Annotated in this window: 10 protein-coding genes; 4 read left to right on the top strand and 6 right to left on the bottom strand. The window is 42.6% G+C overall.

Annotated elements, in window-relative coordinates; genetic code table 11:
* Position 1: 1 nt before the first annotated feature.
* Genes LP316_RS04325 through LP316_RS04315 form a run of 3 tightly spaced genes read right to left on the bottom strand, consistent with a single transcriptional unit; the run spans position 2 to position 3,346 of the window.
* Complete coding sequence (locus tag LP316_RS04325; RefSeq protein WP_193022852.1) at positions 2 to 1,324, bottom strand: N-acetylmuramoyl-L-alanine amidase; 1,323 nt, start codon at positions 1,322 to 1,324, stop codon at positions 2 to 4.
* Positions 1,325 to 1,362: 38 nt separating this feature from the next.
* Positions 1,363 to 1,836: a tRNA (adenosine(37)-N6)-threonylcarbamoyltransferase complex ATPase subunit type 1 TsaE gene (tsaE, locus tag LP316_RS04320; RefSeq protein WP_193022851.1), complete on the bottom strand. Its 474-nt coding sequence runs from the start codon at positions 1,834 to 1,836 to the stop codon at positions 1,363 to 1,365.
* Positions 1,805 to 3,346: an NAD(P)H-hydrate dehydratase gene (locus tag LP316_RS04315; protein ID WP_193022850.1), complete on the bottom strand. Its 1,542-nt coding sequence runs from the start codon at positions 3,344 to 3,346 to the stop codon at positions 1,805 to 1,807. Before LP316_RS04315 ends, tsaE begins: the two co-directional genes overlap by 32 nt.
* Between LP316_RS04315 and queG the strand changes: the two genes are divergently transcribed.
* Positions 3,325 to 4,512, top strand: a complete 1,188-nt coding sequence (queG, locus tag LP316_RS04310; RefSeq protein WP_226960801.1) for a tRNA epoxyqueuosine(34) reductase QueG — start codon at positions 3,325 to 3,327, stop codon at positions 4,510 to 4,512. The genes LP316_RS04315 and queG overlap by 22 nt on opposite strands.
* An 18-nt stretch (positions 4,513 to 4,530) precedes the next feature.
* Here the strand turns inward: queG and LP316_RS04305 are convergent, their stop codons facing one another.
* The 3 genes from LP316_RS04305 to orn form a co-directional block, all read right to left on the bottom strand.
* Complete coding sequence (locus LP316_RS04305) at positions 4,531 to 8,088, bottom strand: hypothetical protein (protein ID WP_193022849.1); 3,558 nt, start codon at positions 8,086 to 8,088, stop codon at positions 4,531 to 4,533.
* Between the two features lie 96 nt (positions 8,089 to 8,184).
* Positions 8,185 to 8,673, bottom strand: a complete 489-nt coding sequence (locus LP316_RS04300; RefSeq protein ID WP_193022848.1) for a DUF4442 domain-containing protein — start codon at positions 8,671 to 8,673, stop codon at positions 8,185 to 8,187.
* 146 nt (positions 8,674 to 8,819) lie between these two features.
* Positions 8,820 to 9,368 carry an oligoribonuclease gene (gene orn / locus LP316_RS04295; protein WP_193022847.1) on the bottom strand — a complete coding sequence of 183 codons (549 nt, stop codon included), beginning with the start codon at positions 9,366 to 9,368 and terminating at the stop codon, positions 8,820 to 8,822.
* Positions 9,369 to 9,612: 244 nt separating this feature from the next.
* On the opposite strand from orn, the gene rsgA reads away from it, so the two are divergent.
* From rsgA to LP316_RS04280, 3 genes are read left to right on the top strand one after another with little or no spacing between them, the layout of a single operon-like run.
* The gene (gene rsgA / locus LP316_RS04290; protein ID WP_193022846.1) at positions 9,613 to 10,647 is read left to right on the top strand and encodes a small ribosomal subunit biogenesis GTPase RsgA; all 1,035 of its coding nucleotides are present in this window, start codon (positions 9,613 to 9,615) and stop codon (positions 10,645 to 10,647) included.
* Positions 10,648 to 10,704: 57 nt separating this feature from the next.
* Positions 10,705 to 11,532 (top strand): archaetidylserine decarboxylase, encoded by an 828-nt coding sequence (asd, locus tag LP316_RS04285; RefSeq protein WP_193022845.1) that lies wholly within the window; start codon positions 10,705 to 10,707, stop codon positions 11,530 to 11,532.
* A complete protein-coding gene (locus LP316_RS04280) occupies positions 11,532 to 12,281 on the top strand; it encodes a glycerophosphodiester phosphodiesterase (protein ID WP_193022844.1) in 750 nt (249 codons plus the stop codon). The genes asd and LP316_RS04280 overlap by 1 nt, the downstream gene beginning before the upstream one ends.
* Positions 12,282 to 12,330: the final 49 nt, after the last annotated feature.

Raw genomic sequence — 12,330 nt, 5'->3', positions numbered from 1 at the left:
TTTAGTCGGCTCGAGGAATTTTCAATGTTTGGCCAACTTTAACCACATTTGAATCGAGATTATTCGCTTTTTTCAATTTACTGACCGAGACATTGTAACGTTGCGCTAATACCGACAATGACTCTCCTCGGCTTACAGTGTGCTTTTTAATGGCAATAGTTGCGTAGTAGCTGCCGGCGGGAGGGTTATCAAGGTAATAATTGCGAATACCATCAAAAATTGATTGTGCTAATTTCTGTTGATGACTTGGCGAAGTTAAATTGCGCTCTTCTTGATGGTTAGAAATAAATCCTGTTTCAACCAAAATAGACGGAATATCTGAGGCTTTTAACACGGCAAAGTTACCATTTTGCGGTGTCCGTTTGTGCATCTTGGTGATTTTACGCATCCGGCTAATCACATGAGAGGCGACACCATGGCTAACCTCTAGTGAATATTCTTTACTCATATCAGCAATAGTAATAGCCAAATTATCATCATCGGTGTTTTTAATCACACTGCCACCACCACCGAGTAGCTCTGAGTTTTTTTCTCGGTTAACCAACCAACGCGCGAGCTCTGACTCAACCCGCCGGTTTGTTACTAGCCAAACCGAGCCACCACTAGGCTGCGGCGTGTGAAAAGCATCGGCGTGGATTGACACTAAAAAATCAACATTTTTTTTGCGAGCGATTCTCGAACGATCATTAACGTGAATATAGTAATCACCCGAGCGGATCAGCTCAGCTTTTAACCCTTTTTCTTGGTCGATAAGTGTTTTCAATCGCTTGGCGATCGCTAAGGTCACGTGTTTTTCATAGGTGCCTTTGTGGCCAACCGAACCTGGATCCTCACCACCATGGCCTGCATCAATACCAATAACGATGTCTTGCTGTTGTGTTGGCGGCTTAACCGCAATGTGTGTTTTCTGCTCTTTGTCGAATAAGTCGATAACTAAGCGGTGACCATATTGCCCCGCTGGCGCAAGCGGAAATACACTCTTTCTATAACTGGCATTTAATTCCAGTACTAAGCGCGTGGTGCCGGTTTCTTTCGAGTTGCTGGTTCTAATTTTTTTAATGCGCGGATCATTTTTACCGATATTACTCAAATTAACGTTGCGTTTTGAGTCTTTAAAATCAATGACTAATCGATGCGGTGCGGACAGGGAAAAATAAGTATATTCAGGCTGCTCAGATAAATCGAAAACCACCCGTGTATTTTCTGGTGCCGGCCACACGCGAACAGAGTCAATGGTATTGACAGCATTTGCACCAAATGACATCAACACTAGGCTACAAAAAACAAACCTCATTACCTTGCTAACTTGACGTTGCCAATTCATACCTTTCCTACAACTTGCACCAATTGGAATAATTGGTATTACCCCTGCAACATTGCCACTAATTGGTCACCCAGTGACGACTTAGGAACAATCTCTACTTCTCGCTGCTCACCACTATACGATAAGTTGATGAGAAAATCAGGTGTTGGGATCATCCCTTCGCCACGAGAAGGCCATTCAATAAACGAACAACTATTTTCATTAAAATAATCGCGTATGCCCATATATTCAAGCTCTTCAGGATCGGCAAGGCGGTATAAGTCAAAGTGATATACCTGCCACGGAGGTAGTTCATAGGGCTCGACAAGTGTATACGTTGGACTTTTGACATGGCCACAATGGCCCATCCCCTGAACAAAACCGCGAGTTAGCGTGGTTTTTCCAGCGCCTAAATCGCCGCTTAAATAGACAACAACGCCATGTTTTAGTTCATTTTTAATGATATCCGCTAACTGGCTTCCTAAAGCAATTGTCGCTTGTTCATCGATTAATGTCGCTTGATACTGGTTCATAGATACTTTGTAATAATACTGGAAATTGAAGAAGTAAATCACTTGCGAGCAAGCCGATATGGCCTTGCTTCGCTGCGATATTATCGCCTGCTTTACCGTGAAGATAAACCGCTAATCGCGCCGCATCAATCAATTCATTAGTTTGCATCGCTAGTGCACCGATAACACCAGATAATACATCGCCCATTCCCCCTGTTGCCATTGCGTGATTGCCCGTACTATTAATCCATGTATTGACACCATCGCTAGTTAGAGTCCCCGCTCCTTTGAGTACGCAGACACAACGGTATTTTTGGGCAATCGACGTGACGGCATCAAAGCGATTTTTTTCGACTTGTTCAACCGTACAATTGAGCAGTGCGGCGGCTTCTTTAGGATGTGGCGTTAGGATCCAAGGATTGTAATTCTCGACCTGATTATGTTGTTGAAAATATTTTGCCAACAAATATAGCGCATCGGCATCGATAATTAAGTTAGTCTTTGTCGTCATCACATAGTCAAACAGTTCATTCGCCCAAGGGCTTTGACCTAAGCCTGGCCCAATCACCACGCACTTAGCATTCAACAACAACTGGCTTTGCTTGAGTGAGGTTTTATCTGTTGCCCCAAGCATCAGCTCATAGCGATTGGCGATGACAATACTGTGATTTTCAGGTGCAGTGACGACACTGACCAATGGCGCACCACTGCGTAACGCCGCTTCACTCGCTAATCGAATAGCACCGGGCATACCTTTTTGACCACCAACGGTGACCAACTTACCAAGATGACCTTTATGCTGATGACTCAACCTAGGTACTAGACTAGATAAATTACACGCTCGCTGAATAAAACAGCGACTATCAACTTGCTGACAAAATGCTTGGGCTAGCGATAAAGGGGCAAACACTAAATTCCCGACATGATTTTGTGCCTGACCAGTTAATAGCCCCTGCTTTAATGCGATAAAACTTACTGTTGCACTGGCTTGAACGGCACCTTGGCTAACCTCTCCTGTTGTTGCATTGACACCTGATGGCGTATCGACACTCACAATGGGGTATTCTAGGGCGTGAATGCTAGCAATCACTTGCGCGATACCTGTCGGCAATTGCCCTTTAAAGCCAATACCAAAAATAGCATCAACCACCACAGGGTTTTCAAGATCAGTCAACAATGAATCATTGGTAAACTCATTAATTTTACCACCAGCATTAATAAACAATTGTGCGGCCTGCTTAGCATCACCGGATAATTGACTGAACTCTCCTAGTAATATCAATTGGACAGCTATGCCGCTTGCCAAAGCTAATTGACCAACAATAAAACCATCGCCGCCATTATTGCCCTTTCCTGCAACAATCAGCAAAGATCGCTGACCATAAGCACGCTCAATATAATCAAATACCGCTTGGCCAGCACTTTTCATCAAATCGAACATCGCAATATGCTGGCTATTGGCGACACTTGCCTCATGCTCAAGGACAGCAGTGCCTGAATAGGCAAGCTGTGGTAAACTTTGCTTCACCATATCAAATCATCGTTAACGCGTTTGTGAACTCATCTATTAACTATCAAGAACTTGCAGAAAAAATCAAGCTTTGGGGGCAAGAACTCGGCTTTGCCCAAGTCGGTATTTGCGATATTGATTTATCGAACCACGAAGAAAAGTTGCAAACTTGGTTAGACAATAACTATCACGGACAAATGGCTTACATGGCTAAGCATGGCTTAGATCGAGCCAAGCCAGAGCAGATCCACCCTGGTACATTGCGCGTTATCAGTGCGCGAATGAATTACCTGCCAACGTCGGCAAAGTTTGCCAAAATCTTGAAACGCCCAGAGCACGCTTTTGTTAGCCGTTACGCTTTGGGCCGAGATTATCACAAGTTGATCAGGAAGCGTTTAAAGCAACTCGGCGATAAAATTAAACAACACTGCTTAGCGTTTGATTTCCGGCCTTTTGTTGACTCTGCACCTATTTTAGAGCGGCCATTGGCAGAAAACGCCGGCTTAGGATGGGTCGGCAAACACAGTTTATTGATCAACCAGCAAGCCGGCTCGTGGTTTTTTCTCGGCGAACTATTGGTTAATTTGCCATTACCTATCGATCAGAAAGCCGAAGAGCACTGTGGCTCGTGTGTTGCCTGTATAAAGATTTGCCCAACCCAAGCCATTGTCGCACCCTATGTCGTTGATGCAAGACGTTGTATTTCCTATTTAACGATAGAGTTACGCGATGCAATTCCAGTTGAGTTTCGGCCGCTAATGGGCAATCGAATTTACGGTTGTGATGATTGTCAGTTAATTTGTCCTTGGAATAAGTTTGGTCAATTAACGACAGAAGATGACTTTCAACCCAGGCAAAACCTCGATGAAGTTACGTTGCTTGAATTATTTTCGTGGAGTGAACAAACTTTTTTAACCAAAACTCAAGGCTCACCCATTAGACGCATTGGTTTTGACTGTTGGCAACGAAATATTGCCGTCGCTTTGGGTAATGCCCCTTATAACATAGAGATTGTTCAGGCGCTGCGCGAAAAGCGTAACAGTGCCACGCAGATGGTAAAAGAGCATATCGACTGGGCGCTTGATCAACACTCAGAAAAGGCAAAACGACAAATCATTCCAACGAATGAGCGCCTGCAAGCGCGGCTCATTCGAAGCATTGAAAAAGGTCTGCCGCGCGATGCTTAAACCGTTATACCAAGTGAATTAAATAGCCTCAGCAAATTGTTTTAAGCCTTTAATATCGCGCTCAACCTCTGGCATTAAACGAATAGCATCACTAAATGCCTGTTGTTCAATACAATGTAGTAATTGTTCAGCCCATGCTTGTAATTCTTTCGAGGCAATAATGCGGCTAATAGACAATAGCTGCTCTACCTGTTCGCGCGCATTAGTGACTGATTTGACTGCCAGTGAATACTTGAGTTGTTCGAAGCTTTGCTCAAGCTTGGCAAAGTACTCATCAGCCATTAGCGCCGCTAGTTCTGGCCCACCGACATTATTAGCATACTCAACGATATCAAAGCTAAGCGGTGTCACTGTTATTTTGGGTGTTATTTGCTGAGTGTGACCTTCAGGTGCTTGAACGTTAAACTCAGTTGCAATATCTTTGGCTGACTTATTAGAGCCAGCGGATGTAGCACTTTTAATCACTAGCCAAGATTGTAACACTGCCAACCACTCTTGAGCAGACGCATCATGGGCAAGTTGGTGACACTCAAGTACATCACTGGCTTGATATGCCTGTTCAGAGAGTGAAATTACGCAGCGTTTAAGTTGTTTTTTGATCGCAACACTATCGATAGCACTGAGTGAAAAGTCGGTGACTAAAATTCGATAAAGCCCTGTTTGCCATGACTCTAGTGCTTGCTTTTGATGAGTGACAACAGTGACCTTTAAGCCCAACCACTGCAATAGCGCGCCAAGCGCATAGTGTTCACTGATATCCTCGATCGCTAAGAGCACGGTTACACTGGTTTTAACCGTTGTTACGGCTTGCAATACTTGGTGATCATATCTCAAGTTATCTTTATTGTCTGACTTGATAAAGCGCCATAAAGTTGCCAATAAGTCACTACCAAGCTTCAGGTTAATCGAGTAGCTATGACTATTGTATTGACTGAGCGGCATGGTAGATAACTCATCAATAATGAACAGTTTAGGCTGCAGACGCTCAGGTAATTGCGTGATCAAAGTTGTTAGTTGATGTTCGTCGTGATGGGCCGGCTCATTAGCAGAGATAACTAAGCCAATTTTGTGTTTTTCTAATCGGCTCGCCTCTAAAAATCGGTGGGCATGATCGATACTACTCACCGCGATCACCTCAGTAGTGTGGGGCTGTAATAGACTATCGAGATATTTTCGATTAGCTTCATCTTTGACGATCAATATTATTCTACTTGCTAAATTAGGCGCCTGATAAGCAGACTTGATTTTCTCAACCGTTTGTTGAGTAGAGTGTGGTAATTCAAAAGAGAATTGCCAACCATGAGTATTTTGCACCAGTTCAATCTTATCGGCGTGTAAATACTCGAGCATTGCCCGCGCAAAATAACCTTGGTCAAAAGTCGCTGTTTTAGGCTGACTATCAACTTGATGGCTGACCAACAACATAGAAGGTGGCACAGCTTCTAACACTTCACTTTGGCGATAGGTAAATTGGTACCTCACGATGAGTTGCGAAGCGTTTTGGTTGACGACCTTAGTTTTTAATGACAAATCGCCAACTTGTCTAACGAACTGCAAATCAAGTAAGTAAGAAATAACAAATTGATAACTCGCACTATCTAAGAATACGTTGGCATTAGCCAGCGGTAAGTGCTCATGTTCAAAATGCTCAAAGCTTAAACGCCCCGAATGTTCGCTCGAGAAGTGGTTTCTAGCAAATTGCGCAGTACTTACCAAGCCTGCAAGTGTTTGTGATAGTTTAACATCAGTAAATTCGACATTTCTATTCGTCAAATGGGTCGCTGCCCACAAGCGACCGCCTTGGCTCCATTGCAATACTTGGTGTAGAAGTTGAGCATATCTAAGGGCAGCCTTATCAAGCCGCTGACGACTTTGCTGGCTCAGGTACAAATGGCCAAGCTTACGCTGAATATGGGCGAAAATGTACTGGGTACCCTGCCACTGCTTTTGTTGCTGTATTTCTAATTGTTCAACCTGCTGCGTTAATTCGTTAACTTGCTGATAAGTAGTTGAACTATTTCGAACAAAGACAGATAAATGATCTTCAGTTTTGAGTATGGTAAACGTGAGTTGTTGCTCATCAAATAACCAGGTGACACTGGCAACGTCTTGCGAATTTTGCGCCATCTCGCGCAGCTTGGCTATTAATTCATGGGTTAACTCAGGGCCCAATAAAGCCCTCCACGGCAAGCTATCTTGATGCTGATGTTGAGCATTGGTTATACGGTTAAACCATTCAAGTTGCGTTGGTGTTGGCGAAACGTTATAGCCAATTAACTGCGAACCCTCGATGAATACAAGCCCTTGAGTATTGAGCAAAGCATCAAGCAAGTATTGATATTGCTGATTTAATGTTTGATAGGCCTGTTCATCGTGTTCTGGTTGGACAACTTGTTTAAGTAATTGAGCAATCTCGTACTGACTTTGGGTTGCTACCTCGATGACTTCGGCGTTGTTGTCATGAATTAACTGTTCAACAAGCTGCTTAGTCGTTTGCTCTACACCCTGTACTTTTCTCAACATCCGATATAAGACAAGGAAAATCAATAAGACCAACCCTGACATCAGGCCCATAGCAACAAGATAAAAAGCAGACGGCTCAATAGCCAGCACCTTCGAACTTAACATCTGTTCGAAAGCAAATTTGGGTTGCTCGATAGTTTGTTGATTGAGCTGAGCAAGGGATTGTAACTTAGTTGTTTGTTGTGCCAACACTTCGAGATATTCTGTTGCCAAACGGGTATGTCCACGCCACTTTGCGATTAAGCGTGCGTCATTAAACAATAAATTCATCAATTGAGTTAATTGTTTGGCGAGCTCGTCGTTTTCAGCAGCGAGTTGATCTTGGTAGACACTGCGCCATTGATTAAACTTTTCCGCATTGAGCTCTAAGATATCAATATCATTACTTGGTGATAGAAAAGTCAATCCTTCTAGGGTAATGGCAACTTGATTGAGGTGGCGATTAGCCTCTTGATAATCTTGAATGTCATGGCTGACATTAGTATGAGCAATCGCTCTGGAGGTAGTGACGCGATCACTGACTTTATCAGCAAGCACCTGATTATATAAGTTAGCTTGACGATCTTTCATCAGTGCGAGTAAATCAATCATCGAATGGTTGATGGTATTAATGAGCACTAATGTTTCTTGAGTTAGCGCCTGGTTGCGCTCTTCATTACTCGAAATACGTATAGCCAAACTGTCGATATCATCATTGTTCAGCAAAGGAAAAAACGAACGTGAGAAATTACCAGCTCGCTTAAGATTATTTAAACTATCGCGCAGTTGTTGATGAGTATCGGCAAGGGATGTTTGTTGATTACCCTGACTGATATCAGATAGTTGATTTTGCAACGCTGTAATTTCAGTAAACAGCACTTGCTGCTTTTCAATTGCTGGTAAGTAATCCAGGTTGATTTTGTTGTAATAATCATAACTTTGCCACAATGCAACTGCGCAACCTGCAAAGATTAACAGGGTAAAAAAGACAATGCTTAAGGCTTTAGTATGTAATAATTGTGCACCTGATTGACGCTCAGCCAAACCAATTTCCTTATCAACTGAAAAACTCATAAAAAACCTACTATAAAACAATACTATTGTTATATGTAGGTTTTTCAGAAAATTGCAGTAGTAATTAGTTAACCTGAGTTCAGGTTAGTCAACAAACTAGTCTCTGCGTTTAGGAACCCAAGCCCACTCCATAAAACATGCTATCGGTTGCTGACCTGACTCATCAGTAATGGTAACGGCAACCAACATATCGCCTTTGTCTTGTGTTTCAATTTGCTGAATTTGCTCATCAGTTAAATTGGCATGAGCGGTTAGATCGCCGACCATCCGCCGTTGAAAATCTACCTTCATCGATTTTAACAAAGGTACGTGTGTATCTGGCACATTCATACCAAAGACAATACCGGTCGCGGATTCAGCTAATAACGAAGCTGCAATAGCATGTACCCCACCAATATGATTTTGCACGCGTTTTTTATTGGCGATTTTCAGTTCAACAGCTTTATTTGTTACTGAAATCAACTTGATATTCGATGTTTTAGCGTACTTGACTTGTGAGTTAAACACTTTCGTTAGTAAGTATGAACGCAGTGCTGCTGGGCCCTTGTTAATACGGTTTACCACCGTTGAAAATCTATTTGCCATAACTATGTCCTTTAACGTTTTTTGACATTCTGCCTCAAACTGGTCTGACCTGCAAACACCGCAGATAAAAAAAGCTCCACAGTGGAGCTTTCAAATAATTCGTTAACTCAAATATTGCCTGAGGAGCACAATTAACATTAACTAAATTACACGTTAAAAAAGTGCTCGCGATAGATTTTTAACTCCTCAATCGATTCGCGAATATCATCTAAAGCTAAGTGCACGCCTTTTTTCTGTACCTGATCTAACACTTCAGGCTTCCATCGGCGCGCGAGCTCTTTAACCGTTGAAACATCAAGATTGCGATAATGAAAATAATCTTCAAAGTCAGGCATATATTTATTAATAAAGCGACGGTCTTGACCAATACTATTACCACACATAGGCGACTTACCAGCGGGTACAAACTGAGAAACAAAGGCGAGCGTTTCTTTTGTGGCACTAGCTAAATCTGTTTTACTGTCTCGACAACGCTGGGTTAAGCCAGATTTGCCGTGATGTTCGATACACCAATCACTCATGTTGTCGAGTACTTGATCACTGTGGTGAATAGCAAATACTGGTCCTTCAGCGAGAATATTCAATTGACTGTCGGTAACAATAGACGCAATTTCTAAAATAACATCAGTTGCCGGATCTAACCCCGTCATTTCCAGATCCAACCAGATTAAATTGCTGTCATTGCTTTGGCTCATAATTTTCCTTACGTACTTTATTTAGACCAATTTCATTAAATCATTAATTATTCAGTGCAAATTTAATGAACTCGGTATTATCTAACTGTCGACAAGCATAAAGTGAATTGACAATAAATCGCTCTGATACGCGAGCACAATCGGCAATCCATTGTACAAATCTTTTATCAACTAAGTATAAGCAGTATAATACGCCAGATGTACCCTAGTACAATACTAAAATCATCAACATTAATGAGTATTTGTGGCTAAATCTAAAAAATTAACAAAAGGTCAGCTTCGTCGTATCAAAGCGAATCAAGAGAAGAAGATCGCGAAAAAAGACCAGATTCAATGGCAAGACGACGAGCTATCAGCGCCATTGCAAGGCTTAGTGATCAGCCGTTTTGGTCAACACGCTGACGTAGAAGCACCCAGTGGTGAGATCTTTCGTTGTAACATTCGCCGCTCAATCGACTCACTAGTTTGTGGTGATAAAGTCATGTGGCGCCAGGGCAAAGAGACTCAACATGCGATTTCAGGTGTGATTGAAGCAGTTCACGAGCGCGACAGCGTATTGTCTCGACCAGATGTTTATGACGGTGTTAAACCTGTTGCCGCCAATATTAATCAAATATTTATCGTCTCTTCAGTACTGCCTGCTTTTAACCCCGATATTATTGATCGCTATATCGTCGCCTGTGAACAAACCCAAATCACCCCCATCATAGTGTTAAACAAAATAGACTTACTCGATGAAGAAATTTTTCAAGTGATTCAAGAAAGCCTGCAAATTTACCTTGATATTGGTTATCAAGTTATTCTTGCGAGTAGCGAAACCAGTGATGGTTTAGATGATATTAAAAACCAATTAAAAGACAAAACGAGTATTTTTGTCGGCCAATCAGGCGTAGGTAAGTCAACACTTACTAACAGCTTAATGCCCGAATTAGTTTTAGAAACAAAAGAAGTATCGGAAAATTCAGGCTTAGGCCAACACACAACAACCGTCGCGCGTTTATATCACTTCCCAGAGGGAGGCGATTTAATCGATTCACCGGGCATTCGCGAGTTTGGCTTATGGCACATGACACCAGAGCAAGTTTGCGACGGATTTGTCGAATTTGCTGATTTTATCGGCACCTGTAAATTTAGAGACTGCAAGCACAAAACAGACCCAGGTTGTGCACTCGTTGAAGCAATGGAGGCGGGTAAAATTCACCCAGAACGACTTGCCAGTTTTCAGCGAATCATGGAAAGCATCCATGAAAACTTACAAACCACCCGATTTAACCAATAAAGATTTAAGGATCGATAAGTGTTCATTGATAAATTAAAAATCACTTTACAATACATAATGCCAAAGCACCTAATTTCACGCTTAGTTGGCAAATTCGCAGCAGCGGAAATGGGCGGTTTGACGACCAAAGCGATTGCTTGGTTTATCAAGGCTTACGATATCAATATGGCTGAAGCCAAGTATAAAAATGCAAGTGACTTCAAAACCTTTAACGATTTTTTTACCCGCGAACTAGCAGAAGGCGCGCGTCCTATTCTCGCTGACGAAAATACCATCTGTTATCCTGTTGATGGCGCAATAAGTCAGCAAGGTGATATTGTTGACGGGCAGCTTATTCAAGCAAAAGGATTCAACTACAGTTTGAACAGCTTATTAGGTGGTGACGAAGCAACGTCTGCACCATTTCAAGGCGGCAAGTTCTCGTGTATTTATCTCGCACCAAAGGATTATCACCGTATTCATATGCCAATGGATGCCACGCTCACCGACATGATTTATGTGCCGGGCGAGTTATTTTCAGTAAACCCACTTACCGCGAATAACGTCCCTGATTTATTTGCCCGAAACGAACGCGTTGTCGCAGTATTTGACACAGAAAAAGGCCCTATGGCGATGGTGCTCGTTGGCGCGACAATTGTCGCCAGTATTGAAACTGTGTGGGCAGGTACAATTACGCCACCAGCGGGTAAAGATATTTTCAGATGGCAATATCCAACCACTGGCCACGGCGCAATTAAGCTGAAAAAAGGCGATGAAATGGGCCGTTTCAAATTGGGCTCAACCGTTATCACCACTTTCGCGCCAAACATGGTTGAATTTAATCAACAAGCGGGGCCAAAAACCGTGACTCGCATGGGCGAGCACTACGCAGATCTTATCGACTAATGAAAATTATTGCGCATCGCGGTGCCAGTGGCACTCGGGTTGAAAACACCCTAGAAGCATTCGACAAAGCGATTGCTGATGGTTGTGATGCAATTGAACTCGACGTGCAATTTCACCCAAGTGGCGCATTAGTTGTCAGCCACGATGCTTATGTCATGTATAACGGTCAGGTTGAGCAATTGCGCAACCTATCACTCGAGCAAATCGAGTCAATCACCTTTCACGATGGTTCGAAACTCACTTTATTAGAACCGGCTCTGCGCTTAATAGCCGGTCGATGTGAGGTCAACATTGAAGTAAAATCAGCGTCTTTGTTCTGTCAACAACATCGACAAGGGCGCATCGAGCAAGCAATCAGTGCGATTAAAACCATTATTGATAAACTTGTCACCGAAGGGCTTTATCGCTATCAGCAATTGAGTATTTCGTCGTTTAATCACCATGTACTTGCTACTTCGAAAGTATTGTTACCCAAAGTGAATACAGGTGCCTTGAGTGCCTCGTGCCCGGTCGATTACGCTGATTTTGCTGCCAAATTACAAGCAACCACGATTAATTTAGCAATCGACTGCATTAATCACGCGATTGTCGAACACGCCCATAATGCCGGCTTGCAGGTTTGGGTCTATACGGTTAACAATCAACAAGATATTAAGTGGTGCATGGCACTTGGCGTTGATGCTATTTTTACTGATTTTCCCGAGCGCAGTCGAGAAATTATTGAAGATCTTGTAAGTAGAATTAAGTAAAATATCAGTTTTTACTTGCCGATATTTTCACCAACGTATACGATTAACG

Origin of the sequence: Thalassotalea sp. LPB0316 (assembly GCF_014898095.1) — a bacterium.
GTDB lineage: Bacteria > Pseudomonadota > Gammaproteobacteria > Enterobacterales > Alteromonadaceae > Thalassotalea_G.
The sequence above is the reverse complement of the archived record's forward strand: the minus strand, read 5'-3'. Positions and strand labels throughout refer to the sequence as shown.

Excerpts from the sequence above, each read along its gene's own strand:
- LP316_RS04325 (WP_193022852.1), bottom strand. The coding sequence starts at position 1,324 with ATGAATTGGCAACGTCAAGTTAGCAAGGTAATGAGGTTTGTTTTTTGT.
- tsaE (WP_193022851.1), bottom strand. The coding sequence starts at position 1,836 with ATGAACCAGTATCAAGCGACATTAATCGATGAACAAGCGACAATTGCT.
- LP316_RS04315 (WP_193022850.1), bottom strand. The coding sequence starts at position 3,346 with ATGGTGAAGCAAAGTTTACCACAGCTTGCCTATTCAGGCACTGCTGTC.
- LP316_RS04305 (WP_193022849.1), bottom strand. The coding sequence starts at position 8,088 with ATGAGTTTTTCAGTTGATAAGGAAATTGGTTTGGCTGAGCGTCAATCA.
- LP316_RS04300 (WP_193022848.1), bottom strand. The coding sequence starts at position 8,673 with ATGGCAAATAGATTTTCAACGGTGGTAAACCGTATTAACAAGGGCCCA.
- orn (WP_193022847.1), bottom strand. The coding sequence starts at position 9,368 with ATGAGCCAAAGCAATGACAGCAATTTAATCTGGTTGGATCTGGAAATG.
- asd (WP_193022845.1), top strand. The coding sequence starts at position 10,705 with ATGCCAAAGCACCTAATTTCACGCTTAGTTGGCAAATTCGCAGCAGCG.
- LP316_RS04280 (WP_193022844.1), top strand. The coding sequence starts at position 11,532 with ATGAAAATTATTGCGCATCGCGGTGCCAGTGGCACTCGGGTTGAAAAC.